The sequence below is a fragment of the Bradyrhizobium sp. SZCCHNS30572 genome, assembly GCF_032484415.1.
Lineage (GTDB): Bacteria > Pseudomonadota > Alphaproteobacteria > Rhizobiales > Xanthobacteraceae > Bradyrhizobium.
On the sequence record NZ_JAUESY010000007.1, the window covers coordinates 333280 to 360000 of the forward strand.

19 protein-coding genes, 2 tRNA genes, 2 rRNA genes and 1 riboswitch (1 of these 24 only partly in view) are annotated in these 26721 nt (G+C 64.6%); of the genes, 12 read left to right on the forward strand and 11 right to left on the reverse strand.

Annotation, left to right across the window (positions count from 1 at the left end; translation table 11 throughout):
• Nucleotides 1-77: 77 nt before the first annotated feature.
• Nucleotides 78-791, forward strand: coding sequence for a YdcF family protein (locus tag QX048_RS21295; protein WP_315718108.1), 714 nt, complete (start codon nucleotides 78-80; stop codon nucleotides 789-791).
• A 12-nt stretch (nucleotides 792-803) separates the two neighbouring features.
• On the forward strand, nucleotides 804-1571 hold the full coding sequence (locus tag QX048_RS21300) for a lysophospholipid acyltransferase family protein (RefSeq protein ID WP_315718107.1): 768 nt from the start codon (nucleotides 804-806) through the stop codon (nucleotides 1569-1571).
• Between the two features lie 3 nt (nucleotides 1572-1574).
• On the opposite strand, the gene QX048_RS21305 is transcribed toward QX048_RS21300, so the two are convergent.
• Nucleotides 1575-2171, reverse strand: a complete 597-nt coding sequence (locus QX048_RS21305; protein ID WP_409977989.1) for a gamma-glutamylcyclotransferase — start codon at nucleotides 2169-2171, stop codon at nucleotides 1575-1577.
• Between the two features lie 99 nt (nucleotides 2172-2270).
• Between QX048_RS21305 and QX048_RS21310 the strand changes: the two genes are divergently transcribed.
• A complete protein-coding gene (locus QX048_RS21310; RefSeq protein WP_315826643.1) occupies nucleotides 2271-3455 on the forward strand; it encodes a DUF2125 domain-containing protein in 1185 nt (394 codons plus the stop codon).
• Between the two features lie 2 nt (nucleotides 3456-3457).
• Here the strand turns inward: QX048_RS21310 and QX048_RS21315 are convergent, their stop codons facing one another.
• From QX048_RS21315 to QX048_RS21325, 3 genes are read right to left on the reverse strand one after another with little or no spacing between them, the layout of a single operon-like run.
• Complete coding sequence (locus QX048_RS21315; RefSeq protein ID WP_315753824.1) at nucleotides 3458-4393, reverse strand: prephenate/arogenate dehydrogenase family protein; 936 nt, start codon at nucleotides 4391-4393, stop codon at nucleotides 3458-3460.
• Complete coding sequence (hisC, locus tag QX048_RS21320) at nucleotides 4390-5487, reverse strand: histidinol-phosphate transaminase (protein WP_315753822.1); 1098 nt, start codon at nucleotides 5485-5487, stop codon at nucleotides 4390-4392. The genes QX048_RS21315 and hisC overlap by 4 nt, the downstream gene beginning before the upstream one ends.
• A 37-nt stretch (nucleotides 5488-5524) precedes the next feature.
• On the reverse strand, nucleotides 5525-6358 hold the full coding sequence (locus QX048_RS21325) for a chorismate mutase (protein WP_315718102.1): 834 nt from the start codon (nucleotides 6356-6358) through the stop codon (nucleotides 5525-5527).
• Between the two features lie 197 nt (nucleotides 6359-6555).
• Nucleotides 6556-6635: riboswitch (SAM riboswitch) on the forward strand.
• Nucleotides 6636-6726: 91 nt separating this feature from the next.
• Here QX048_RS21325 and QX048_RS21330 point away from each other — a divergent pair.
• Together QX048_RS21330 and metW are read left to right on the forward strand one after the other, a co-directional pair.
• On the forward strand, nucleotides 6727-7941 hold the full coding sequence (locus tag QX048_RS21330; RefSeq protein ID WP_315718101.1) for a homoserine O-acetyltransferase: 1215 nt from the start codon (nucleotides 6727-6729) through the stop codon (nucleotides 7939-7941).
• Between the two features lie 3 nt (nucleotides 7942-7944).
• A complete protein-coding gene (metW, locus tag QX048_RS21335; protein WP_315718100.1) occupies nucleotides 7945-8610 on the forward strand; it encodes a methionine biosynthesis protein MetW in 666 nt (221 codons plus the stop codon).
• Nucleotides 8611-9319: 709 nt separating this feature from the next.
• Here metW and QX048_RS21340 read toward each other — a convergent pair.
• The 4 genes from QX048_RS21340 to QX048_RS21355 form a co-directional block, all read right to left on the reverse strand.
• The gene (locus QX048_RS21340; RefSeq protein WP_315826645.1) at nucleotides 9320-11374 is read right to left on the reverse strand and encodes a S8 family serine peptidase; all 2055 of its coding nucleotides are present in this window, start codon (nucleotides 11372-11374) and stop codon (nucleotides 9320-9322) included.
• A 53-nt stretch (nucleotides 11375-11427) separates the two neighbouring features.
• Nucleotides 11428-11658 (reverse strand): hypothetical protein, encoded by a 231-nt coding sequence (locus tag QX048_RS21345; protein WP_315718098.1) that lies wholly within the window; start codon nucleotides 11656-11658, stop codon nucleotides 11428-11430.
• 114 nt (nucleotides 11659-11772) lie between these two features.
• Complete coding sequence (locus QX048_RS21350) at nucleotides 11773-12915, reverse strand: hypothetical protein (RefSeq protein ID WP_315826646.1); 1143 nt, start codon at nucleotides 12913-12915, stop codon at nucleotides 11773-11775.
• A 190-nt stretch (nucleotides 12916-13105) separates the two neighbouring features.
• Nucleotides 13106-13837: a BTAD domain-containing putative transcriptional regulator gene (locus QX048_RS21355; RefSeq protein WP_315826647.1), complete on the reverse strand. Its 732-nt coding sequence runs from the start codon at nucleotides 13835-13837 to the stop codon at nucleotides 13106-13108.
• Nucleotides 13838-14208: 371 nt separating this feature from the next.
• On the opposite strand from QX048_RS21355, the gene QX048_RS21360 reads away from it, so the two are divergent.
• Entirely contained in the window at nucleotides 14209-14628 is a 420-nt protein-coding gene (locus tag QX048_RS21360; protein ID WP_315826648.1) for a secondary thiamine-phosphate synthase enzyme YjbQ, read from the forward strand.
• A gap of 262 nt (nucleotides 14629-14890) precedes the next feature.
• On the opposite strand, the gene QX048_RS21365 is transcribed toward QX048_RS21360, so the two are convergent.
• A complete protein-coding gene (locus QX048_RS21365; RefSeq protein WP_316192068.1) occupies nucleotides 14891-15751 on the reverse strand; it encodes an alpha/beta hydrolase in 861 nt (286 codons plus the stop codon).
• A 255-nt stretch (nucleotides 15752-16006) separates the two neighbouring features.
• On the opposite strand from QX048_RS21365, the gene QX048_RS21370 reads away from it, so the two are divergent.
• A complete protein-coding gene (locus QX048_RS21370; RefSeq protein WP_315718092.1) occupies nucleotides 16007-16663 on the forward strand; it encodes a TIGR02594 family protein in 657 nt (218 codons plus the stop codon).
• Nucleotides 16664-16862: 199 nt separating this feature from the next.
• On the opposite strand, the gene QX048_RS21375 is transcribed toward QX048_RS21370, so the two are convergent.
• A complete protein-coding gene (locus QX048_RS21375) occupies nucleotides 16863-17648 on the reverse strand; it encodes an MOSC domain-containing protein (protein ID WP_315826651.1) in 786 nt (261 codons plus the stop codon).
• A 223-nt stretch (nucleotides 17649-17871) separates the two neighbouring features.
• Between QX048_RS21375 and clpB the strand changes: the two genes are divergently transcribed.
• Nucleotides 17872-20511: an ATP-dependent chaperone ClpB gene (gene clpB, locus QX048_RS21380; RefSeq protein WP_315826652.1), complete on the forward strand. Its 2640-nt coding sequence runs from the start codon at nucleotides 17872-17874 to the stop codon at nucleotides 20509-20511.
• A gap of 99 nt (nucleotides 20512-20610) precedes the next feature.
• Here the strand turns inward: clpB and QX048_RS21385 are convergent, their stop codons facing one another.
• Nucleotides 20611-22674, reverse strand: coding sequence for a M23 family metallopeptidase (locus QX048_RS21385; protein ID WP_315753801.1), 2064 nt, complete (start codon nucleotides 22672-22674; stop codon nucleotides 20611-20613).
• A gap of 803 nt (nucleotides 22675-23477) precedes the next feature.
• Between QX048_RS21385 and QX048_RS21390 the strand changes: the two genes are divergently transcribed.
• The 4 genes from QX048_RS21390 to QX048_RS21405 form a co-directional block, all read left to right on the forward strand.
• A 16S ribosomal RNA gene (locus QX048_RS21390) occupies nucleotides 23478-24966 on the forward strand.
• Between the two features lie 233 nt (nucleotides 24967-25199).
• A tRNA-Ile gene (locus QX048_RS21395) sits at nucleotides 25200-25276 on the forward strand.
• Nucleotides 25277-25329: 53 nt separating this feature from the next.
• Nucleotides 25330-25405: transfer RNA gene (locus QX048_RS21400), tRNA-Ala, on the forward strand.
• A 423-nt stretch (nucleotides 25406-25828) separates the two neighbouring features.
• A 23S ribosomal RNA gene (locus tag QX048_RS21405) occupies nucleotides 25829-26721 on the forward strand; it runs 1952 nt beyond the window's last position.
• Together the 16S and 23S rRNA genes with 2 tRNA genes alongside form the textbook arrangement of a ribosomal RNA operon.

The window sequence follows — 26721 nt, forward strand, 5'->3', positions numbered from 1 at the left end:
GTTCCCGGACTTGAACGACGGGATCGCGCGACGGCATGGCGCCGCGCGCAGGCAGGCAAGGACAAGCCAGGCGTTGCATGGAGCCGGAGACTGACCATAGCAGGCGAAAGCTGCCGCTCACCGTCGCGGTGTGGCGGACGCTCGCGGGCGCCGTGGCGACGCTCGGGGTCGGCTTCTTCGTCGCGGCGGTCGGCTTCGTCGGCTTCCTCTCGCAATTGCGGGGCGCCGAGATCCAGCCCGAGCGCAAGGCGGACGGAATCGTGGTCCTGACCGGCGGCTCGTCACGCGTATCGGACGCGGTGGAACTCCTGGCGGGAGGCTATGGCCGGCGGCTGCTGATCTCCGGTGTGCACCCGACCAACGAGGCCAGCGACATCACCCGGTCGCTGCCCGAGGCGCGATCATTCATCAACTGCTGCGTCGATCTGGATTATTCGGCGATCAACACCCGCAGCAACGCTGCGCAGACGCGGCGATGGGCGAGCGAGCGCGGCTTCAAGTCGCTGATCGTCGTGACGTCGAACTATCACATGCCGCGGGCCATCGTCGAACTGTCGCATGCGATGCCGAGCATGGATCTCATTCCCTATGCGGTCGTTGGCGAGAAATGGCGCGACGAGCCGTGGTGGACCAGCGCGCCGACGGTGCGGCTTCTGCTGTCCGAATATGCCAAATATGTCGCCGCCGAGATGCGGCTGCGGCTGGCCGATCTCGGCCTCGATCTCGCGCCCGAGTTCGATCCGCCAACCGGCTCGGTGTCGCGCCGACCGACGACGGCGCAAGCCAATTGAACTGGGTTTCTGATGGTCTCGATCTTCCTGCGTTCGCTGCTGTTCAACATCCTATTCTACCCGAACTTCGTGCTCTGGGCGCTGATCGCGTTGCCGACCCTGGCTATGCCCCGCAAGGCGCTGCTGCGCGTCGCCAACTGGTGGGCGCAGAGCAACATCTTGTTGATGCGCGTCGTCTGCAACATCCGCGTCGAATATCGCGGCGTCGAGAAGATCCCGAAGGGGCCGCTGATCGTCGCCGCCAAGCATCAGTCGATGTGGGAGACGATCTCGCTGCTGCATTTCTTCGATGCGCCGTTCTTCGTTCTCAAGCGCGAGCTGCTGCGGATTCCCTTGTTCGGACAGTATCTCGTCAAGGCGGACATGATCGCGATCGACCGCAGCTCCGGCGCCCGCGCGTTGAAGCAGGTGATGCGGCGGGCGGCAGAGGAGGTGAAGCACGGCCGTCAGTTTGTGATCTTCCCGGAAGGCACCCGGCGTCCGGCGGGCGCACCGCCGGACTACAAAGGCGGCGTCGGCTTGATCTACACGGATTGCGGCGTACCCTGCCTGCCGGTGGCCCTGAATTCGGGTCTGTTTTGGCCACGCCGCACATTTCTGCGCTATCCGGGCACGCTCGTCGTGGAGTTTCTCGATCCGCTGCCGCCTGGCCTGCCGCGCGATGAGTTCATGGCGCGGATTCAGAGCGTCATCGAAGAGGCGACCGGCCGGCTCGTCGCCGCGGGGCAGGCGGAACAGGCGCAGTTGTTTGGCCGGGTGCCGGCGCCGGTGAAGGCTTGAGGGCTATGTCTTGCTTGGCGCAGGATGCAGCGAGTGGCCGTCATCGTGCAGCATCGTCGCCAGCCGATGCAACTGCGCGTCGCGAAAGCCCTGCGCCTCGATCGCCTTCACGGTCGAGATCACGTAGTCGCGATTGGCGCCGGACTGGCCGTGACCCTGGCGTACATGGCGCAACTGCTCCTGCGGCGACAGCCGGCCTGCATATTGCACATGGCCGCGATCGACCACGTAGACCAGCGCGCTCACCCGCTCGCGCGCGTCGTTTTCAAGCCAAACCGAGCGCGTCACTTCGCGATATACCGAGGTCACCTGCTCACGCGCCCGCAAATAGGCGATGGTCTCGTCGCGCTTGTCTGCTGCCACCCGGAACGCAATGCCGCGACACGCGCCGCCGCGATCGAGACCGAGCACGAGGCCCGGCTTCTCCGGCGTTCCGCGGTGGACGAACGAATACACACAGAGCGCGCGATGCTCGCCGATCAGCCGCGCCGGCACCTGCTCGAGAAAAGCGAATCCGGGCCGCCACATCAGCGAGCCGTAGCCGAAGACCCAGAGGTCGCCGTGGGGAAGGTCGCGTTCGGAGAGGGTCATTGCGGACATCAATGCGGAAGCCTAAGTGTGATGCTCGCGAATTGTTAATTTAGATACACAATCCGTGATCGCCGAATTGCCAAAATTGCTGCCCAAAGGGTGTCCTGCATGTCTCGTTTGCCGCAAGCGCGCCGCAGGCGCTCTCGTTGGGGGCTCTTCATAGCTCCCGTTCTGCTCCTGATCGCCGCTGTTGCGTGGAGCGCATTCTGGTTCTTCGCCGCTTCGCAAGTGGATGTCCAGGCCGACGCTTGGCGTGCGCGCGAAGCAAAATCGGGACGCGTCTATGACTGCGCGAAGCGCTCGGTCGCCGGCTTCCCGTTCCGGCTCGAGGTTCGCTGCACGGATCCGAGCGTGGCCCTGTTCTCGCAGGCCGCGGGCACGCCTTTGATGAATGCCAGGCTCGACGAGATCCTCGTCGTCGCCCAGGTGTGGGACCCGAAGCGGCTCATCGCGGAGTTCAAGGGACCCGCTATGATCGCCGACGGTCGCGGACCCGCCTCGTTCTCCGTGAACTGGCGCGTCGGTGAGGCCAGCGTCCGCGGTCTGCCGGGGTTGCCGCAGCGCGCCGACCTCGTGTTCGAACAACCGACCATCGACCGCATCGAGGGCGGGACAGCCGTGCCCGCCGCGCGCGCCGATCACGTCGAGTTGCACGGCCGCTTCGCCGACGGCACGCCGTCCGACCATCCGGTGCTGGAGACTGCGCTGCAGATCGAAAGCGGCAGCATCCAAGGCAGCCATCCTCTGCTTGCCGAACCGTTCAATACCGACATCCAGGCCCGCGTCACGGGTCTCAAGGACTTCCGGCCCAAACCCTGGCCGGAGCGGTTTCGCGAGATCCAGGCGGCGGGCGGTCATGTCGAGATCGTCCAGTCGCGCATCCAGCAGGGCGAGCTGCTGGCCGTTGCGTCGGGCACGCTCAGCCTGACCGCCAATGGCGGCATTGATGGCGAAGTGCAAATGACGGTGGCCGGGATCGAAAAGGTCATTCCGGCGCTCGGTCTCGACAAGATGCTCGAAAACGGCGTGCCGCAGGGGACGCTCGATCGCGTAGCGCCGGGTGTGAAGTCGCAGGACGTCAACAACCTGCTCGGTGCGCTCGACCGCGCCATTCCCGGCCTCGGCAAGGTCGTCAAGCAGAACGCCAATGTCGGCGTCGCGCTCGGTATCAATGCGCTCGGCAAGGAGGCCACCCTCGAAGGGCGCAAGGCGCGGACCTTCCCGTTGCGCTTCTCCGATGGCGTCGTCGTGCTCGGTCCGTTCAAGGTCGCCCGCGTCCCGCCGCTGTTCTGACCTCAGCTCTTCTTCAACTGCGGCAGCGGCCGGCCGAAGTCCGGCGCCGCCGAATCCTGGCCGATATCGACGATGCCGCGGCGGATCGCACGGGTGCGGGTGAAGTGATCGAACAGCGCATCGCCGTCGCCGCGGCGGATCGCCCGCGTCAGCTTGGAGAGGTCCTCGGTGAAGGTGCCGAGCATGTCGAGCACCGCATCCTTGTTGCTCAGGAAGATGTCGCGCCACATCGTCGGGTCGGAGGCGGCGATGCGGGTGAAATCGCGAAAGCCGCCGGCGGAGAACTTGATCACCTCGGACTCCGTCACCTGCGCCAGCTCGTCGGCGGTGCCGACGATGGTGTAGGCGATCAGATGCGGCAGATGGCTGGTGATCGCGAGCACGCGGTCGTGGTGATCCGGCGTCATGATCTCGACCTTGGCGCCGAGCGCCGCCCAGAACGCGCGGAGACGATCGATCGCGTCGGCATCTACACCGTCGGGTGGCGTCAGGATGCACCAGCGGTTGATGAACAGCTCGGCGAAACCAGAATCCGGTCCCGAATTCTCGGTGCCGGCGACCGGATGCGCCGGCACGAAATGAACATGCGCTGGCAGATGTGGCGCCATGTCGCGAACGATGGCGCCCTTCACGGAGCCGACGTCGGAGACGATGGCTCCGGGCTTCAGATGCGGCGCGATCTCGGCCGCGACCGGACCGCACGCGCCGACGGGAATGCAGAGGATGACGAGGTCGGCATCCTTGACCGCCTCCGCATTACTCGCCACGACGCGGTCGACGAGGCCGAGTTCGGCGACGCGCGCGCGCGTCTTTTCCGAGCGCGCGGTGGTGACGATCTCGCCGGCCACGCCCTGCAGCCGCGCCGCCCGCGCGATCGAGCCGCCGATCAGGCCGAAGCCGATCAGCGCGATGCGTTCGAACCGCCCCGCGACGCTCATTTCGCCCTCATGAATTCGCTGAGAGCCTCCACGACCAGACGATTGGCTTCCTCGGTGCCGATCGTCATGCGCAGCGCGTTCGGCAGCTTGTAGTTGGCGAGCGCGCGCAGCACGAGGCCGCGCCGGGTCAGGAATGCGTCGGCCTCGACCGCGGTCTTGCCCTTGTCGGTCGGGAAGTGGATCAGGATGAAATTGGTGACGCTCGGCGTCACCTTCAGCCCGAGCTTGCCGATCTCCTCGGTCAGCCAGTTGCGCCACGTTTCCGTGTGCGTCTTCGACATCTGCTGATGCGCGGTGTCCTCGATCGCGGCGACCGCGGCGAGCATCGCCGGCGAGGAGACGTTGAACGGCCCACGGATTCGGTTGATCGCATCGACGATGTGCGCCGGGCCGAACATCCAGCCGACACGGAGCGCCGCGAGGCCGTGGATCTTGGAAAAGGTATGAGTGACGACCGTGTTCTCGGTCGTCGCCACCAGCTCGAGCCCGAACTCGTAGTCATTGCGCGAAACGTAGTCGGCATAGGCGGCGTCGAGCACCAGCACGACATGCGACGGCAGGCCGGCACGCAGCCGCTTGACCTCGTCGAACGGGATGTAGGTGCCGGTCGGGTTGTTCGGGTTGGCGAGCCAGACCAGCTTGGTGCGCGGCGTCACCGCGGCAAGGATGGCGTCGACATCGGTGCGATACTCCGTCTCCGCGGCAACCACGTTCCTGGCGCCGCAGGCCATGGTCGCGATCGGATAGACCAGGAAGCCGTGCGCGGTGGAGATCGCCTCGTCGCCTTGGCCGAGAAAGGTGTGTGCCAGCAGATTGAGGATCTCGTCGGAGCCGGCGCCGCAGACGATGCGGTCGGGATCGAGGCCGTAGGTGCGGCCGATCGCCTCGCGCAGCACCCGGGAGGTCCCTTCCGGATAATCTTCCAGATGCGTGGCCGCGCTCTTGAACGCCTCGATCGCCCTCGGCGAGGGACCAAACGGGGTCTCATTGGCCGACAGCTTGAAAACCTTGCGGCCAGGCTCCGGCTTGGGACTCTTGCCCGGCGTGTAGGGCGCGATGTCGAGGATGCCGGGGTTCGGCACGGGGCGGTTCATCATCAACTCCGGAAAATCATCACTGGCGCGAGGCGTCTCAGCTCGGAACCGTATAGCGTTTCGCATGGCCGCCGACGAGGGCCGTCGAGCGGACCGAGGCGCCCGCCGCGATTAGGGCAGCCTTGATCTTGTCGAGGTTCGACGGCGCCTCGATCGACACCAGCAGCGCGGCGCCGTCGAAGGCGGTATCGGGCACCGCGACCACGTCGGCCAGCGGCGACAGCGCGCGCGACACCTGCGCATTCCAGCCGGAGACGCGGATGCTCCAGGTCTCGACCTCCAGCACGAGCGCGTCGTCGGCGACCCGCGACACCGCGAACACCGGCAGCGCCGCCGGATGGTCGGCACGCTCGATGAACGGCATCCGGGCGATGATCTTCGGCGCGCCCACGGGCTCGAGCGTGATCCACCACGGCGTATGCCCCGATGTCGTCGACACCAGCGCAAGATCGCCCTTCGAGCGCGCCACGGCTTCGACGGCGGCCTGGGCGCTGAAATGGGCGACATAAGGCACCACGAAGCCGAAATGGAACCTGGCGGAATCGCGCATCGCGGATTCGCCGACCGACACGTCGGCGTGAACCGAGAACGGCGCCTGCACGTAAGTGAACGTCGAGACGATCACGCGCCAGATGCCCTCGACGGTGTCGAGCGGCAGGATGCCGCGATGGCGCTGCACCAGGCGCCGCATCATGTCGGCCTCTCGCGCCGGCCGGAATGCCGAGCCGACCTCCTGGGTCTTCTTGACCTTGATCAGCCGGTCGATGATGTCGGCCCTGTTCATCAGGAGCTGATGGACCTGCTCGTCGATCGCGTCGATCTCCTTGCGCAAATCGGCAAGCGAAGGCGGGGCAGGCGGCGGGTTGGACATGGGCTGGTCACTCTTCGCAGGCCACCGGTTAACGTGCGGCCGACTGGAACGGATGTCGTTCTCTCCGATGCGGGAGACGCGCGCAACAGCAAGTTTACCTTGTGCCGCCTAGGCTTGGCTGGTTTGCAGCCGTGGGGCGCCCGATCGGCGGTCAACCCCAGCTTGCCTTGACGCGGAGCGCCCGCGGGACTAGTTTCTGCCTGTTCCGTGGTCATTTGAGCCGGCCGGCTTGCAGCCACGTTAAAAAACTCGCTAAACAGGCCGGGGACGTTATCGATCCCGGCCGAACCCCAGTTCAGGCCGGGTTTTTCATGGCCTGATATGTCACGTTGTTCGGGAGCCCTTGCCGGATGGCCGGGGTGAGAGACATGACAGGCCTGACGCCGAAACCCACCTCCGCGCTGCGCACGATTGCGCCCGAAGAGCGCTCGCACGAGGTCGATCATCCGAGCTCGCTGGTCGCGCAGTTCGGCGCTGACAAGCCGCTCAGGCTCGATTGCGGCGTCGACCTGTCGCCGTTCCAGATCGCCTACCAGACCTATGGCGAACTCAACGCCGACAGGTCCAACGCGGTCCTGGTCTGCCACGCCCTGACCGGCGACCAGCACGTCGCCAACCGCCATCCCGTCACCGGCAAGCCCGGCTGGTGGGAGACGCTGGTCGGCCCTGGCCGCCCGCTCGACCCGAGCCGTTATTTCATCATCTGCTCGAACGTGATCGGCGGCTGCATGGGCTCGACCGGCCCGGCCTCGCTGAATCCCGCCACCGGCAAGGTGTGGGGGCTCGATTTCCCGATCATCACCATCCCCGACATGGTGCGCGCTCAGGCCATGCTGATCGATCATCTCGGCATCGACACGTTGTTCGCCGTGGTCGGCGGCTCGATGGGCGGCATGCAGGCGCTGCAATGGACGGTGGCCTATCCCACCCGCGTGTTCGCGAATCTCGCGATCGCCTGCGCGACGCGGCATTCGGCGCAGAACATCGCCTTCCACGAGCTCGGCCGCCAGGCCGTGATGGCCGATCCCGACTGGGACCACGGCCGCTACGGCGACAAGGGCACTCATCCGCATCGCGGCCTCGCGGTGGCACGGATGGCCGCGCATATCACCTATCTGTCGGATGCCGCCCTGCATCGCAAGTTCGGCCGCCGCATGCAGGACCGCGAACTGCCGACCTTCTCGTTCGACGCCGATTTCCAGGTCGAGAGCTATCTGCGCTATCAGGGCTCGTCCTTCGTCGAGCGCTTCGACGCCAACTCCTATCTCTATCTGACGCGGGCGATGGACTATTTCGACATCGCCGCCGATCATGACGGCGTGCTGGCGGCGGCGTTCCGCGGCATCCAGACCCGCTTCTGCGTGGTGTCCTTCACCAGCGACTGGCTGTTTCCGACCGCGGAATCGCGGGCGCTGGTGCATGCGCTCAATGCCTCCAGCGCGCGGGTGTCGTTCGCGGAGATCGAGACCGACAAGGGGCACGACGCGTTCCTGCTCGACGTCCCCGAGTTCTTCGAGATCGCCAGCGCCTTTCTCGATTCCGCCGGCAAGGCGCGCGGCCTCAACGCCGCGAACGGAGGCTGAGCCATGAGCATGCAGGGCGTGTTGCCGCTGAACGGCTTTTCCGGCGGCGAGGTGCTGGCCTATCGACCGGATCATCTGCTGGTCGCCGGCATGGTCGAGCGCGACTCCAAGGTGCTCGACATCGGCTGCGGCGACGGCGATCTCTTGCAGCTGCTGGAGAGCCGCGGCATCGACGGCCGCGGCATCGAGCTGTCGCGCGAGGGCGTCAATCATTGCGTCGCCAAGGGGCTCGCGGTGGTGCAGGGCGACGCCGACACCGATCTCGTCGACTATCCCGACGATGCGTTCGACTACGTGATCCTGTCGCAGACCTTGCAGGCGACGCGGCAGCCCAAGGTCGTGCTGGAGAATCTGCTGCGCATCGGCCGTCGCGCCATCGTCACCTTTCCGAATTTCGGCTTCTGGCGGCTGCGCCTGCAACTGCTCGTCGGCGGCCACATGCCGCGAACCGACAATCTGCCCTTCACCTGGTACGACACGCCGAACATCCATTTCTGCACCATCAAGGACTTCGTGCAGCTCTGCGATGAGATCGGCGTCAAGATGGAGCGCGCCGTCGCGCTTGATAGTTACGGCCGTCCCTTGCGCGTCGCGATGCCCTGGTGGTTCTGGAACATGTTCGGCGAGCAGGGCGTGTTCCTGCTGAGCCGGGCGGAGAAGGGAAGGTAGGGCGCGCTCGCTGCTGCAGCGGGGCGCGGTCTAAGTTGATGGCTCGCTCTCTCCACGTCATGGCCGGGACAAGCCCGGCCATGACGAGCTTGGGGTTGGCGGTTTTTACTTTTCAAAGAGCCGAGAGCGGTTGATACAAAGTGCTGCGTTCCCGCGGTGCGTCTACACCCGAGCTTTGCATTAGTCCTGCCTCCGATAACGAAGAGGCGCAGGGAAGGCCGGATGCTGGCCGCACCCATGGCCCGCCTGCGGAAAAAATGCAGGCGGCAGGAACCACAGGTACGAGCCGGAACACCCGGCCTTCCCTGCGCGATGGTTGAACGGCTGCTTCGCGTTCTCCCCGGTGCGCCGGGCTTTCTGGCCACCGTCGTCCGAGTGATGCAGAACACCACAACAAACTTGGCATCAGCGTCGGGATGCCAGGACCGCGCGACTTGACCGTGCGCATCGGAATTGTTCGTCCGCGCGAGGCAAGCCCCACGCGCAATCCGACACGCCCATCGCATCCCACACTCAGCGTTCGTGACGACCGCGATACGCCCCTCTTGCTGCGAGGCGGGACGCGCGGAAATCTGCGCCTGATTTGCCCGACGGCGCAAGTGCCAAACGTGCGACGAACTAACACGACGGGCAATTCGCGCATGACGCTCATGCGCAAACTGCCCGTCGTGCAACGACGCCGCTTCGTCGCTGTGGCTGGGCCGGCAATCTACAGCAAGCCGACCTTGTGCATGATGTCGCGGATTTGCGCCGGACTGGGATCACCGACCGCCGGGCTGGACCACTCGCCGGTGGTCGTTGCCGGGCCCCGGGCAACCGAACCGGATCCGTTGAGCTTGCCATTCGGCGCCTGCGGCGCCAGCGTCGGAGACGTCGCGGCGTTCGGCGCGCCGCGCGCCAGTCCCAACAGGCGACGGAGCACGTCGAGCGAGGGATCGGACGCGGGCGCGGAGGCCACGCTCGCCTCCAGGCCGAGGGCGCGCATCGCATTCGGCAGCCCGGCTCCCGCGCGATTGGGATCGCCGAATTGCAGCGGCGTCGATGTCTCCTTCAGGATCTGGAACAGCCGCTCGACACGCCGCGCGTCGCGCGTCGCGAACTGGCCCTTGAAGTCGGGATGATGCGCCAGCACGAGCGCGGCGAGACCGGTGACGTGCGGCGTCGCCATCGAGGTGCCGTCCCAGGCGCCGAAGCCATCCGCCGGCAGCGAGGACACGATGCCGACGCCCGGCGCGCAGACGTCGATCTCCGGCCCGAAGCAACTGAACTTGGCCGGAAAATATCCGTCGCTGCTGCGGAAGCCATCCAGCGCCTGCTGGGCGTGGAAGCTGTCCTCGGGAAACTCGCCCCATTTGCCCATCGCGGCGACCGACAGGCAATGCGGCGTCGAGCCGGGAAACTGGACCGGCCCCGACGAATTTCCCGCGGCGACGATACAGGCGAGGCCCATCTGCTTGGCCCGCAGAATCCGCTCCTCGATGATCTGCGACGGCTCGCCGCCGCCCAGGCTCATGTTGGCGACGTCGATGCCGTTCTCCATGCAGTAGTCGAGCGCCGAGACGAGATCGCTGAACCGGCCCCCCGGGAAGATCCGGCAGACATGGATTTCGGCCGCCGGAGCGAAGCCGCGAATGCCTCCGCCGCTGCCGACAGGCCCGCCGGCGATGATCCCGGCGCAATGCGAGCCGTGGCCAATCGTATCGATGGTCCAGCTCGCGGGATCATTGCCGACGATGCTCTTGCCGATCGTGACGCCGTGCAGATTGCGATGGGTTGGTGCTGCGCCGGAATCGATCACCGCGATCTTCACGCCTGCGCCATTGTAGGCGAGGGGAACGCGGTCGAGGCCCATCGCGCGCTGGCCCCATCCCAGCAATTGCTGGCCGGGAAAGCCGCGCAGGTAGGCGCCCAGCGTCTTCGCGGCGATGCGGTTCACGCTGTCGGGGGTCAGTTGCGGACGATCGAGCCAGAAGGTCCAGTAATCGACCCGCGGCTTGATCAGGATCGAGCGGATGGTGTCGGGCGTCTCGCCCTGAATCTTGAGCGTGACGCGGCCGCTGGCGTCGGTGACGCCCTGAACCGGCCATACGCTGCCGAACACGTACACTTCCACCTCCGGCAGCGGGCCGCTCTCGCCGACCACTTCGATCGTCGTCGAGAACCCGTCGGCCAAGGGAATGAGAACGCCGGGATTGGGCAGCTGATGCGGCGCCGGCACCTGCGGGACGGTCGGATCGAGCATGTAGGTGAGCGGCGCATCGCGCTCGACCGCGAGCCGTGCGCCGGCCTGGGCCTTCAGCAATTCGGCCTTGTCGGGCGCCATGCGGGCCAGCACCATCGGGCCGAGCGGGGCTTGCCCCGGGTCGGCGCTCTGGAATCCGAGCAGCCGTGGCGGCTGAATGGTCTTCACCACGTCGATGTCGGGAGTGTTTGTCAGTTGCTGGACGATGAAGTCGGCGCTGAAGGTCGCAAGCCCCGTCTGCTGGCGCGGGGCCAGGATGTACTGCGCCCGTCGCTGCGAGATCGTTGCGACGGGTTGGCCCGCTGCCGGCGGCGCCTTGCCGCCGTCCTTGCCGCCGTCGCTGCGGCCCGTGCCTTGCGCGGCAGGGGCTGCAGCGGCGGCTGCCGGCGTTGTAGCCCGCGGTGCGGCAACGGCCTCGGCTGGTGGCTGCTCCGCTCCGGGCCGTGCTCCGGTGCCGTTGACGGCCGTGCCGGCCGCATCCTTCTTCGGATCCGAGATTTCAGGTTTGCTTCGTGCGGCCATTTGCGGGCTCCTTCATCCTCGCTCGTGACATCGTCGGGGGGGCGCGGCTGAAGTCAGCCGGCGCCAAAGGGTTTCAGCGGAGCATTCGGCTCCACCACGATCGTGCTGAAAGTCGATCGGAGGCGGTCGGCCTGGCTCTTCGTCATCGACAGGATGACGACGTCGGGCGCGACCTGACCGACGCGTTTCACGCCGGGCTCGCGGCTCAAATGATCAGCAAGCTGGCCGGACTTGACCGGCTCGCCTTGCACGATGAATTCCTGCTCTGAGTTCGGATCCGCCATGCGTCGCTCCCTCCATGTCAGGTCGGCGGTGGGCGGACTGTTCGTGCGCCCACCGCCTTGCTTGCTTGGACCCGCGTTGCGAATGGCGCGGGTCGCTGCTTCAGATCCGCCGTCCTAGTGCATCGTGCCTGCGGGCTGGCCGGTGCTGAAGATGCCGAGCGTGTGCCCGATGTTGAGGCCGGTCTGCGCGCCCTGTCCGATCTTCTTGAGCACGCTCCAGAAGCCCTGCAGCTCCATGTCGGTCGGCTGCGCGGCCGCCGCCTGCTGGCCCGGCTGGCCGGCGCTGAAGATGCCGAGGTCGTGGCCGACGTTGAGGCCGGTCTGGACGCCCTGACCGATCTTCTTGAGCACGCTCCAGAAGCTCTGCAGCTCCATGTCGGTGGGCTGCGCGGCCGCCGTCTGCTGGCCCGGCTGGCCAGCGCTGAAGATGCCGAGGTTGTGGCCGACGTCGAGGCCGGTCTGGACGCCCTGACCGATCTTCTTGAGCACGCTCCAGAAGCCCTGCAGCTCCATGTCGGTCGGCTGCGCCGCTGCGGGTGCCGCTTGCGGACCGGTGCTGAAGATGCCGAGGTTGTGGCCGACGTTGAGGCCGGTCTGGACGCCCTGTCCGATCTTCTTGAGCACGCTCCAGAAGCCCTGCAGCTCCATGTCGGTCGGCTGCGTCGCGGCGGTTGCGGCTTGCGGACCAGCGCTGAAGATGCCGAGGTTGTGGCCGACGTCGAGGCCGGTCTGGACGCCCTGTCCGATCTTCTTGAGCACGCTCCAGAAGCCCTGCAGCTCCATGTCGGTCGGCTGCGTCGCGGCGGTTGCGGCTTGCGGACCAGCGCTGAAGATGCCGAGGTTGTGGCCGACGTCGAGGCCGGTCTGGACGCCCTGTCCGATCTTCTTGAGCACGCTCCAGAAGCCCTGCAGCTCCATGTCGGTCGGCTGCGCGGCGGCTGCGGCCTGCGGGCCGGCGCTGAAGATGCCGAGGTTGTGCCCGACGTTGAGCCCGGTCTGGACGCCCTGTCCGATCTTCTTGAGCACGCTCCAGAAGCCCTGCAACTCCATCTCCGACGGCTGCTCGGTGCCGGGGCCGACCGAGAACGGCGCGAACCCGCCCGCGATTCCGCCGATGGCGCCGCCAAAGTCGCGGCCGGTCTTGCCGCCGATCAGGCGTCCGATCGCCTGTCCGGCGAACCTGCCGAGAACGGAGCCGAAGATCCCTTCGGGATTCAATTGACCATAGTCCTCAGTCGACTGCTGCATGCCACTCATGTTGAGCCTCCTCGCTCGTTGTTTGATCTTCGAGCGGCGCGCCGCTTGACCTCATCAGGCGTAGTTGCTGCGCGACGTCGATCGAGGGCGATGTTGCGCGCGTGGCCGTGATGCAAGTGTCAAGCGGGGCGTGAAAGTGCCGTCAAAATCGATCATGTGTGGAACGCATGGAGCAAGATCACGCGGATCGTCAGACGCGTAGCATGCGCCTGATTTCGCGCTGCAGGCTCTCGGTTTCGCTCTCCGGCGTGGCGCCGACCTGCTTTCGCAGCACGGTGCGGCAGAAGTCATATTGACGCAGGGCGTCGGCACGGCGGCCCTGCTGCGCGTAGCAGCGCATCAAGGTGCGGTGGACGTCCTCCTGCAGCGGATCTGCGGCCAGCACACGCAATGAGAACGTCGTGGCGATCTCCACATGTTCCCGGCCGCCGACGTCCAGCAGGCCCGCGATCGCCCGGATCGCCCGCGTCTTCAGTCGTTGACGCTCGGCGGAGAGCCATGCCTCGAACGCGCAGGACGTCGAGCTGATGCCGTCGAGCAACTCGCCCCGGAACAGCGCGGCGGCGCGGGCCATGGTTTCCAGATCGCCGAGCTGCAGCAGCACCTCGAATTCCTGCACGTCGGTCGTGACGGCGTTCGGATGGATGCGGATGTCGTCGCGTTCCGCCGAGATCACCTCGGTGCATTGCGGCAGCACCCGGCGCAGCGTCAACAGCGCCTGGCGCAGGTTTGCGCGCGCGTTGTCGCCGAAGCGGCCTTCCCACAGGAGGGCGGCAAGCTTGCTGCGTGAAATGCCGTGCGGAGAGGTGAGGGCGAGATAGCCCAGGAGCGTTGCCGCCTTGCGGCTTGGGATGACGACCTGCTCGCCGGAGACGCGTCTGATTTCAAGACCGCCAAAGAGATTGATACGCAGCAGACTCATTGTCTCTCTCCTCTGAATGGCGACTCGCTGCGATCGGCGCCTTGCCTGCAGAAGTCGAGCTTCTCGTGCGATGAGATTGAGCGGCTGCAGCCCGATCAGGTCTGCACGGTCGTCGCCGAACGGCGAGCCGCCACGCTGTTCGTTGTCATCGTCGAAATGAGATCGGCAATGCAGTTAAGTCTGTCCGAGCAACGTTCGGTTCAATCTTGGATTGTAGGACGAAGCGAGACCGTGCCGTTGTGGCTTGCAGTATGCACTCCATCGGGTCCAGTCTGGGCGCAGCCGGAACCGCACGCTGTGAGCTACGCCACACTCCACGTCGGACACCGTCGTGCCGCATGCTCCATGGTCAGGAAGATTGGATTGTTCCGATGAGATCGTTCCGCAAGGAACTTTGGTTCCAGACACCGGGCCGTCGCGCCTTCATCAACATCACGGATGATGTCGAGGCGGCGCTGAAGGAGAGCGGGGTGCGCGAAGGGCTGGTGCTGGTCAACGCGATGCACATCACCGCGTCGGTGTTCATCAACGACGACGAGAGCGGGCTGCATTTCGACTACGAGCAGTGGCTAGAGAAGCTGGCGCCGCACGAGCCGGTCGCGGGCTATCGGCACAACCGGACCGGCGAGGACAATGCCGACGCCCACATGAAGCGCCAGATCATGGGGCGCGAGGTCGTAGTCGCGATCACCAATGGCAAGCTCGATTTCGGCCCGTGGGAGCAGATCTTCTACGGCGAGTTCGACGGCGGACGGCGCAAGCGCGTGCTGATCAAGATCATCGGGGAGTAGGGGGCGGTGTCGCCGTTTCCGGATGCGTTGACGCCTCCGACTGACCCATGTCGTCACGGCCGGGTTGGTCCGTGCCACAATCTCCGCTGTCGTCCCTGCGAACGCAGGGACCCATACCGCGGAATCTATCGGTGAGGCACAACTACCAGCCATCGTCCCATTGAAGCCGGTGGTTATGGGTCCCTGCGTTCGCAGGGACGACAATGCAGGGCTGCGAGGCGTCGGTGATTCAGCCACGAAGGAGAGGCGCTTCCGGAGGTCATCACACCATCGACCTTGGATCCCGCAGGCCCCAACGGCCGGCCTCGACCAGGGTGATGAAGCGCTCCACGGCCTCATTAAACAACGCCGGCTCCTCCAGATTCAGCACATGGCCGGACTTCGGGAAGAACGTCAGTCCCGACGCCGGCAGGTGCTGCTTGAGGAACAGGCTCGGCTCGATGCAGGCGTCGTCCTCGTCGCCGCAAATGATCAGCGCGGGCGTGGCGACGCGGCGGATCGCATCCGTCATGATGTAGATCGAGGGCCTCGCGCCTTGAAAGCCGCGCATGGTGTTGGCCGAGCCCCTGGCGTCGTGGCGAGCGAGTGCGGCATAGAAGTCGGCGTGGCCGCGCGGGTCCTTGACCAGGAAGGGAATGCGGCCGGGCGCCTCGCGGGTGACCTTGGCGGTCTCGGCCGAGCCGAGGGTCTCGAACTGCTCGGCCGTGGCGCGGCACTGGGCGCGGAAGGCGTCGAGCTGCGTGAGGTCGGAGCCCGAGCCGACGCCGGCCAGCACCATCGAGCAGATGCGGCCGGGCGCGTTCAGCGCGACCTGCAGTGCGGAGTACGAGCCCATCGACAGGCCAACGAAATGGGCGCTGTCGATGCCGAGATGGTCCAGCACCGCCAGGGCGTCGGTGTAGAAGTGCACGTAGCTGTAGACGTCGGGCGCGGCCGGCACCTCCGAGGGCGTGTAGCCTCGCGCGGAGTAGGCGATGCAGCGGTGGCGGCGCGCGAAATAGCGCAACTGCGGCTCCCAGTTGGTGTGGTCGGCGGCGAACTCGTGCAGGAAGATGAGCGGCGTGCCGGCGCCGACCTCTTCGAAATAGAGGCGAACGCCGTCTTTGGCCGTTGCGTGGGGCATCGTCAGCTCCTCCCGTGTCACGTGCCGCATGTTGACGAGTCGCGCGACACGCGACAATGGCCGGGCCAGTAGCCTTGTTTTCGCCTCAAGATAGACCCGGAATCACCCTCTCGTCGCCAGTCTTTCGCCGCCGAAGGTCATGGTTTCGTCACACCGCGACTTTTTACGGACCCGCTGGCGGCTTGCAGAGGGGCCGCGCTGAGGACCAGGGGGTGCCAAGTCAGGGTACTGGGGGAAGTAACAGAAGGATTGAGTATGGTTGTGTCTACCCTTCGCCGGTCGCTTCACGTCGTTGCGCTGACCATGTGCTCGGCAGTCGTCGCCGTCACCGCAACACCGGCATCGGCCCGTCCGCATCACGGCTCGGGGCATCATGCCCACCGCAGCCACGGCGGCCATCACTACGCAGGGCATCATCACCACCGGCGTTCCGTCGCCCGGCTGTCGCGCTGGGAGCGCGGCGTGGCGCGGGTGCAGGTGAGCGGCGTTGCCGACGCGCAGGCCAGCGTCATGATGCCGGGAACGGCGTCCGACGGCATGGCGTCGTCCGGCGGCTTCGGCGGCGGCAGCAGCGTCGTTTCCGCGGCGCGCAGCTTCATCGGCAGCGGCAATCCGACCGGCCGGCGCAGCCTGTGGTGCGCCCGTTTCATGAACATGGTGCTGGAGCGCACCGGCCATCGCGGCACCGGCTCCGACATGGCGCGCTCGTTCGCGAGCTATGGCCAGCGCGTCTCCGGCCCGCAGGTCGGGGCGATCGCGGTGATGAGCCGCCGCGGCGGCGGCCACGTCGGCGTGGTGTCGGGCGTCGATGCCCAGGGCAACCCGATCGTCATCTCCGGCAACAACGGCAACCGTGTCCGCGAGAGCGCGGTGTCGCGGGGGCGGGTGTACGCCTACGTGATGCCGAACTAACCAATCTCGAACTAATGAATCGAGCCGTCGAGGCTCGCTCGGTGTGCGCCTCTCCCGCTTGCGGGGGAGGTCGCATCGCATCGAAGATGCGGTGCGGGTGGGGGAAGTCTCTCCACACGAAGATTTTCGGGTGGGGCGGCCCCCACCCTCCCCCGCAAGCGGGAGAGGGGGCGCGCCGCCGATGCAGCCAGCGCTCGAACTACACCAGCCGCGGCTGCTCCACGGCGAGTTCGTCGCCAACGGCGATATCGCCGGCTTCGATCACCTCGGCATAGATGCCGCATTCATTGTTGCCGCGCCGGGTCATCAGCGCGGGCGGGATGTCGAGGTCGCGGGCGGCCGTGTCCGGGTCGACGTTGACGGCGGCGCAGCGGGTGGTGGTCTTCACGACCTTGAGCCGCGCCGAGCCGATGCGCAGCGTCTCGCCCATGAGCGAGGTCTCGTGCCAGGCCGGCCAGCCGGTGACGTAGACGTTGGCGCGGAAGCGCAGCGGGTGCACGGGAGCGCCGACCAAGGTCTCGATCTCCGCAATGGAGGCGAGGTTGATGATCGAGACCACCTTGCGCGCCAGATCCGTAAAAGCGTAACCACCGCCCGACAGCAGCTTTGGCGGCCCGCGCAGCTCGGCGGCGAACTCGGCTGCGAAGAAGCGCTCGATCGCCGCGCGGCCGTCGGGGCTCTCGAGATCGCCTTGGGCGACGATCGCGCCGTCCTTGCGGATGGTGAGGATGTTGGTCGCGTCGTCGAAGATGGTCTTGAAGCCGGCGAGGCGCTCGTTGCGCATCAGCATCAGATACGCCGTCTTCGGTTTCCAGACCGGAGCTGCGGGATCGAACCCGCTGGGACCGTTCTCGAGCGCGTAGCGGCGGTCGGCCGGCAGGGTCTGGCCGACCCGCAAAGGCGCCCTCCGCAATGGTTCCGGGGTAAGGCCCTTGACGGGATAGCGGTACAGGCCGGCGATGCGCGCGGGAGGGGTCTGGCTCATGCCGCCTCATAGGAGATTCCCTTGGCCGCGGCCAGGGCACACGAATTTGTGAAGCGGCCTCTTCCGTTTTCGCACCGCCTTCCCACATTTCCACTCAAGCCGGGCGCAAGCCGGCGACGTCAATGGTTGCGGCGTTGATGGACGTCAACGTGCGCGGTCCGAAACCCAATGAAGATGCTGAAACCGTGCCTTCGGGGCGTCACAGCAGGCTGAGGGAAACATCATGAATATCGAAAAATATACCGAGCGCGCGCGGGGCTTCATCCAATCGGCGCAGTCGCTGGCGATGCGCGACGGCCATCAGCAGTTCTCGCCGCTGCATCTGCTGAAGGTCCTGCTCGACGACGGCGAGGGACTCGCTGGCGGTCTCATCGACCGCGCCGGCGGCAATTCGCGTGCGATCCTGAAAGCGACCGAGGATGCGCTGGGCAAGCTGCCGAAGGTGTCGGGCAGCGGCGCCGGGCAGATCTATCTGTCGCCCGAGCTGGCGCGCGCCTTCGACGCGGCGGAGAAGGCGGCTGAGAAGGCCGGCGACAGTTTCGTCACGGTGGAGCGGTTGCTGCTCGGCCTGACGCTGGAGAAGAACAGCGAAGCTGGCGGCATCCTCGCCAAGGGCGGCGTCACCGCGCAGAACCTCAACGCAGCGATCGAATCCCTGCGCAAGGGCCGCACGGCCGACTCGGCGACCGCCGAGAATGCGTATGACGCCTTGAAGAAATATGCCCGCGACCTGACCCAGGCGGCGCGCGACGGCAAGCTCGATCCGGTGATCGGCCGCGACGAGGAAATCCGCCGCACCATTCAAGTTCTGTCGCGTCGGACCAAGAACAATCCCGTGCTGATCGGCGAGCCCGGCGTCGGCAAGACCGCGATCGTCGAGGGCCTCGCGCTGCGCATCGTCAATGGCGACGTGCCGGAGAGCCTGAAGGACAAGCGGCTTTTGTCGCTCGATCTGGGCGCGCTGATCGCCGGCGCGAAATATCGCGGCGAGTTCGAGGAGCGGCTGAAGGCCGTGCTGCAGGAGGTCACGTCGGCCGAAGGCAGCTTCGTGCTGTTCATCGACGAGATGCACACCCTGATCGGTGCCGGCAAGGCCGACGGCGCGATGGATGCGTCGAACCTGCTGAAGCCCGCGCTCGCTCGCGGCGAGCTGCACTGCATCGGCGCGACCACGCTCGACGAGTATCAGAAACACGTCGAGAAGGACGCCGCGCTGGCGCGGCGGTTCCAGCCGGTCTACGTCACCGAGCCGACGGTCGAGGATACCATCTCGATCCTGCGCGGCCTGAAGGACAAATACGAGCAGCATCACGGCGTGCGCATCACCGACTCCGCGCTTGTGGCGTCGGCCACGCTGTCGAACCGCTACATCACCGACCGCTTCCTGCCCGACAAGGCCATCGACCTGATGGACGAGGCGGCGGCGCGGCTGAAGATGCAGGTCGACAGCAAGCCCGAGGAACTGGACTCGCTGGATCGCGAGATCATCCGGCTCAAGATCGAGCAGGAGGCCTTGAAGAAGGAGAGCGATCTCGGCTCCAAGACGCGGCTGCAGGTGCTGGAGAAGGAGCTCGCCGATCTCGAGGAGAAGTCGGCGGCGCTGACGTCGAAATGGAGCGCCGAGAAGGACAAGCTGTCGAACGCGCAGAAGCTCAAGAGCGAGCTGGACGGCCTGCGCATCGAGCTCGCCAACGCGCAGCGCCGCGGCGAGTATCAGAAGGCGGGCGAGCTGGCCTATGGCCGCATCCCCGAGCTGGAGAAGCAGCTGGCCGACATCGAGGCCAAGGAGAATGCCGGGGAGATGATGGAGGAGGCGGTCACCGCCAACCACATCGCGCAGGTGGTCTCGCGCTGGACCGGCGTGCCGGTCGACAAGATGCTCGAGGGCGAGAAGGACAAGCTCCTGCGCATGGAGGACTCGCTCGGCAAGCGCGTCGTCGGCCAGTTCGAAGCCGTGCATGCGGTCGCGACCGCCGTGCGGCGCTCGCGTGCCGGCTTGCAGGACCCGCACCGGCCGATGGGCTCGTTCATGTTCCTAGGGCCGACCGGTGTCGGCAAGACCGAGCTGACGAAAGCGCTCGCCGAGTATCTGTTCAACGACGAAACCGCGATGGTCCGGCTCGACATGTCCGAGTACATGGAGAAGCACTCGGTGTCGCGGCTGATCGGCGCGCCTCCCGGCTATGTCGGCTATGACGAGGGCGGGGCGCTGACCGAGGCCGTGCGGCGCCGGCCGTACCAGGTCGTCTTGTTCGACGAGATCGAGAAGGCGCATCCGGACGTGTTCAACGTTCTCTTGCAGGTGCTCGACGACGGCCGCCTGACCGATGGCCAGGGCCGCACCGTCGACTTCCGCAACACGCTGATCATCATGACCAGCAATCTCGGCTCCGAGTTCCTGGTCAATCAGCCGGAGGGCGAGGATACGTCGGAGGTGCGCGAGCTGGTGATGGGCACGGTGCGGAGCCATTTCCGACCCGAGTTCCTCAACCGCGTCGACGAGATCATCCTGTTCCACCGCCTGCAGAAGAGCGAGATGGGTCGGATCGTCGAGATCCAGTTCGGGCGTCTCCAGAAGCTCCTGGAGGAGCGCAAGATCACGCTGTCGCTCGATGGCGACGCGCGCGACTGGCTCGCCGCCAAGGGCTGGGATCCGGCTTACGGCGCACGGCCGTTGAAGCGGGTGATCCAGCGCAGCGTGCAGGATCCGCTCGCCGAGATGATCCTCGCCGGCGACGTGAAGGACGGCGATCACATGACGATCTCGGCCGAAGGCAATGTGCTGACCTTCAACGGCAAGGTGCCGCACACTGCCGAGATCGCGACTTTCGAGGCGCCGATCCCGAAGCGCAAGCTGAACTGAGCGGCGTTTCGCCGAACTGAAACGGAAGCGGCCCGCGCTGAGCGATCAGCGCGGGCCGTTTTCAGTTGAACGCGCCTTTGGGGGGGCGAGGGGCCTCGCTCACCGGCTGACCTGGATCGGGCCGGCGTCGGAGATGCGCGAGGCGCCGGTGCCGCGGCTGGTCATCATCTGGTCGACGCGGTCGCGCTCCTTCTCGAAGTTGGCCATGATCGGGCCCTCGAGCGACCGGCCCCGCGGCAGCTTCACGCGCATCGGGTCGACGAAGCGGCCGTTGACGAGGATCTCATAGTGGACGTGCGGGCCGGTCGACATGCCGGTCGAGCCGACGAAACCGATGACCTGGCCCTGGCGCACGCGCTTGCCGGGCTCCATGCCCTTGGCAAACGCCGACATGTGGCCGTAGGCGGTCTCGTATCCGTTGTTGTGCTTGATGCGGATATATTTGCCGTAGCCGCCTTCCTGGCCGACCTTCTCGAGCACGCCGTTGCCGGAGGCGAAAATGGGGGTGCCGTAGGCGGTGGCCCAGTCGACGCCGGTGTGCATCTTCACGAAGCCGAGAATCGGATGGCGGCGGCCGCCAAAGCCGGAGCGCATGATCGCGTTGTTGACCGGCTTGCGCACCAGGAACTTCTTCGCGCTCTTGCCGGTCTCGTCGTAATAGTCGACGACACTGTCGTCGGGGGTCTGGAACCGGTAGTATTTCTTGGTCTCGCCGCCGACCGTCAGCGAAGTGAACAGCACCTCGGTCTTGTCGTTGTTGCCAGGCTTGTCGTCGTCGTCGCCGGCATAGAAGACGTCGAACGAATCCCCAGGCTGCACCTTGCGCTGGAAATCGACGTCGTAGGAGTAGATGCGGATCATGTCCTCGATGACCGGCGCGGGCACCTTGTTGCGCATCGCCGTCTCGTAAATGCTCTGATAGAGGCGGACACCGGTGCCGTCATCCTCCTCGTCATTGGTGTTGTCGGCGGTCTCGGTGACCGTGTTCATGCTCTGCGCGTCCACGGCGACGTATCGTCCGAGGTCCGACAGCGCGGCCACCGCCTCGATCATGGTGTCGTTGGCGACGATGACCCGGAACGGCTGTAGCCGGGCGCCGGGGGCAGGGCTGGATGGCGCCATCAGGATGCGCAGTTTCTCGCCTTCCTTCAGGCCGCCGTCACGGCCGCGCGGGCCGAGCTGGGCGGCGATCGCCTTGGCTTCGTCGGGCGTCGCGCCCTGGTCGCGCAGGATCGAGGCGACGGTATCGCCCTTCTTGACCAGGTGGACGCGCTCGCCGAGTGGATTGCCGCCGGTGATCTGGTCCTTGGTCTTGGGGAGCAAGGTGACATTTTCCGGCACCACCCGGGTCTCGAAGCCGGCGTAAGGATCGGGCAAGGTGCCGTCATTGGCATAGGACAGTTTCAGGTCGCCGCCTTGGACGGCCTGCGCGCCGGCCGCGTCGGCGGCGGCATTGGCAAGCGAGGCGTAGCGTACGCCGCCATTGTAGCCGCGCCAGTTCGCCGCATCACGGACCCGCATGACGATTTCGTCGAGCGCCACCGAGGTTGCGATCTTCGCCTTGGGGAGCACGGCGGCGAGATCCTTGGTCACGAACGAGACCTCGGCGTCGGGCTCGACGGCCTCGGGATTGTTCGGATCCTCGCCGGACCCTGTCTTGTCGTTGTCGGTGTCGCTCAGCAGGCGCTGGGCGTTGAACGGCGGGATCTTGGCGGAAAGATCGCTCGTCGTCATCGACAGGTTGCCCGAGATCCGGACATAGGGACGGACCCGGATGAGCTCGCGCGATCCCGCGCGGGTCACGGTCGAGATGCGCACCACATTGCGGGCCGCGGCCGCTTCGCTCGGCGGCGGCAGGCGGTCGCTCTTGCGCAGGGTGGCGACGCGGTCATTGGCACCGAAGGCGCCGCGCAGCGCGCTCTCCATCCGCTCCGGCATGCGCGCGAAGGTCATTTCGCCGTCGAGCGAGGCGAAAACGGCGCCGCCGATGAGGGCTGCGCCGCATAGACCCGTCAGAATCGTACCAGAGAACCATTGTACGGAAACGCGGCGGCGGTCGATCACCGCGGCCTCGGAGCCATCGACCGATAGCGGCGGCTCATGACCGAGATCGATCATGCCGACCTCGCGTCCATACCCCCCGCGTGACGTCCGATGGTTCAACCTTCGTCCCCCAAATTCAAAGTCAGCACCGAGATCACTCAGCTGCCGGTTGGCTTAACGTCCAAGACAAACGGCTCGGAATGATGGCGCGCTTCTGACGGTTCGAGACTCTCTGGCTGGAAAGCCGGAATCCGCAAACCGCTATTGTTCTTCAGGATCTCTCGATGTCGTCTCGGCCGTATCAGGCGAAGGGCTCGCCACTTCCTTGATCTGGATCATCCTTGAATCGATGGCAGTCCCCGCTGGACCCAAATCAACCCAGGTCGATGCTTAACAAATCGTCGCAGGATTGTGGCCCAAGTGGGGCACGAAGTCCGCAAGAAGTCGGGGTTCTCCTGCTGTCCGGAAAAAAATGATTCGATGCGACGATTTGTTGACATTGGGCGTTGACACCCCGATCGGCCCCCCCTATAAACCCGATCACTGAGCGCGGCGCCGCTTCGGGACACACCGAGGCGAGCATTCGCGCCAATATTGCTCCTCACTTCTGTTGAGTGATGCACAACCGGTAAAACCCGGTTGCTCATCGACGTCGGAAGATGTTGGGCGCACCCTCCATCCGAGGGTGGGACCGAGGTCCCGGGCTGTTTGACAAGTGAAGATGAAGAAAGAGAAACGTGGACGGCGGAGTCCTTGCGGGTCTCGGGATTGAAGGCTTCGGCTTTTGGTTCTGGGATCGGACGAGAAGACTTCGGCGGACAATGTTTCAAAGGTAACACCATGGTTTCCGCGCTGTGAAGCGTGGAGATCGATTGGTGGGACCTCGTCAAACGTTGTGATCAGCCGGTTCAAAGCTTCAAGTTCAACTTGAGAGTTTGATCCTGGCTCAGAGCGAACGCTGGCGGCAGGCTTAACACATGCAAGTCGAGCGGGCGTAGCAATACGTCAGCGGCAGACGGGTGAGTAACGCGTGGGAACGTACCTTTTGGTTCGGAACAACACAGGGAAACTTGTGCTAATACCGGATAAGCCCTTACGGGGAAAGATTTATCGCCGAAAGATCGGCCCGCGTCTGATTAGCTAGTTGGTGGGGTAACGGCCCACCAAGGCGACGATCAGTAGCTGGTCTGAGAGGATGATCAGCCACATTGGGACTGAGACACGGCCCAAACTCCTACGGGAGGCAGCAGTGGGGAATATTGGACAATGGGGGCAACCCTGATCCAGCCATGCCGCGTGAGTGATGAAGGCCCTAGGGTTGTAAAGCTCTTTTGTGCGGGAAGATAATGACGGTACCGCAAGAATAAGCCCCGGCTAACTTCGTGCCAGCAGCCGCGGTAATACGAAGGGGGCTAGCGTTGCTCGGAATCACTGGGCGTAAAGGGTGCGTAGGCGGGTCTTTAAGTCAGGGGTGAAATCCTGGAGCTCAACTCCAGAACTGCCTTTGATACTGAAGATCTTGAGTTCGGGAGAGGTGAGTGGAACTGCGAGTGTAGAGGTGAAATTCGTAGATATTCGCAAGAACACCAGTGGCGAAGGCGGCTCACTGGCCCGATACTGACGCTGAGGCACGAAAGCGTGGGGAGCAAACAGGATTAGATACCCTGGTAGTCCACGCCGTAAACGATGAATGCCAGCCGTTAGTGGGTTTACTCACTAGTGGCGCAGCTAACGCTTTAAGCATTCCGCCTGGGGAGTACGGTCGCAAGATTAAAACTCAAAGGAATTGACGGGGGCCCGCACAAGCGGTGGAGCATGTGGTTTAATTCGACGCAACGCGCAGAACCTTACCAGCCCTTGACATGTTTGGGACCGGTCGCAGAGACGTGACCTTCTCTTCGGAGCCCGAAACACAGGTGCTGCATGGCTGTCGTCAGCTCGTGTCGTGAGATGTTGGGTTAAGTCCCGCAACGAGCGCAACCCCCGTCCTTAGTTGCTACCATTTAGTTGAGCACTCTAAGGAGACTGCCGGTGATAAGCCGCGAGGAAGGTGGGGATGACGTCAAGTCCTCATGGCCCTTACGGGCTGGGCTACACACGTGCTACAATGGCGGTGACAGTGGGAAGCTAAGGGGCAACCCTTCGCAAATCTCAAAAAGCCGTCTCAGTTCGGATTGGGCTCTGCAACTCGAGCCCATGAAGTTGGAATCGCTAGTAATCGTGGATCAGCACGCCACGGTGAATACGTTCCCGGGCCTTGTACACACCGCCCGTCACACCATGGGAGTTGGCTTTACCTGAAGGCGGTGCGCTAACCAGCAATGGAGGCAGCCGACCACGGTAGGGTCAGCGACTGGGGTGAAGTCGTAACAAGGTAGCCGTAGGGGAACCTGCGGCTGGATCACCTCCTTTCTAAGGATGGCTCTTCAGCATGATCTTCGGATCGGCTGGTCTTCGGACCGGTCAGCTATCGAGCTGTTTTAGAAACATCAGGGGCCATCAAGATCGCCAGATCTTGCTTGAGCTCCATTGGCGGGATTTCGCCGTCTTCGTTTCTCTTTCTTCGCGGACGAACACGCTGCCTGGGGCTGCGCGGTTGCTGCATTTGCCCTCGCGGGCAGGGTGGCGACGAGCTTCGAGCGTTAGGGCTTGTAGCTCAGTTGGTTAGAGCGCGCGCTTGATAAGCGTGAGGTCGGAAGTTCAAGTCTTCCCAGGCCCACCACTTTCTGGCGTCTCTCACTCTCTGGTCTGGCTTGGCATTCGTCTTCTGGTTACGGGGCCATAGCTCAGCTGGGAGAGCGCGTGCTTTGCAAGCATGAGGTCGTCGGTTCGATCCCGTCTGGCTCCACCAGATGGTCTGATCGCCGAGCGATCGCTTGACAGCGCTGGTTCAACATCGTCCGCGAGACAACATTTCGCATCTTCTGATCCTCACCGGGATTACAGAAGACTGCGTGTTATCTGACATCGTGAAGAGGAGATCGATCCGAGTTGGGTCGTGCAATGGAGCGTCACCGCGCAAGCGGTCCGCGCTTCGACTATGCACTGACACTTCACTATCTCCGGGTCATTTCGGCGCAGGCTGGAAGCTGTGAAGCATCCTGTCTGTTGTAAATGACTCTGTTAGCTGCGCTTGACCGCACGGCTATCGGTTCGATCTTAAGAAGCAAGCTGGTCTTTCTAATCAGTGTCCGCGCTGCTCCAACGCTTGTCCTTACGGACTTGTGGGAGCGGTGAACATTCTGCCGAGTGTGTGGACATTGATAATGAGAGCAATCAAGTGCCTTAAGGGTGTTCGGTGGATGCCTTGGCGCTGAGAGGCGATGAAGGACGTGCTACGCTGCGATAAGCCGTGGGGAGCTGCGAAGAAGCTTTGATCCGCGGATTTCCGAATGGGGAAACCCACCTTCGATAGCCGGAACTCCAAGACCTTGGTCTTGGTGTTCGACCAGGAGACTGTGAGAATTCAAGGCCGTGAGGTTTTGGATTTCCGGTTATCAAGAGAAGGTATGAGACTTCTGAATACATAGGAGGTTTCAAGCGAACCCAGGGAACTGAAACATCTAAGTACCTGGAGGAAAGGACATCAACCGAGACTCCGCTAGTAGTGGCGAGCGAACGCGGACCAGGCCAGTCATGAATGTAAGCCAACCAGAACCTGTCAGGAAAGCAGGGCCTCAGAGGGTGATAGCCCCGTATGGGTAATGCGAACATTCATGCTCGAGTAAGGCGGGACACGTGCAATCCTGTCTGAACATGGGGGGACCACCCTCCAAGCCTAAGTACTCCTCAGCGACCGATAGTGAACCAGTACCGTGAGGGAAAGGTGAAAAGCACCCCGACGAGGGGAGTGAAATAGACCTGAAACCGGACACCTACAAACAGACGGAGCCCAAGATGCGTTCTGGGTGACGTCGTACCTTTTGTATTATGGGCCAGCGACTTAATTTAACGAGCAAGCTTAAGCCGATAGGCGTAGGCGTAGCGAAAGCGAGTCTGAACAGGGCGTCAAGTTCGTTGTATTAGACCCGAAACCTAGTGATCTAGCCATGAGCAGGTTGAAGGTGAGGTAACACTCACTGGAGGACCGAACGGGTGCCTGTTGAAAAAGGCTCCGATGACTTGTGGTTAGGGGTGAAAGGCCAATCAAACTGGGAAATAGCTGGT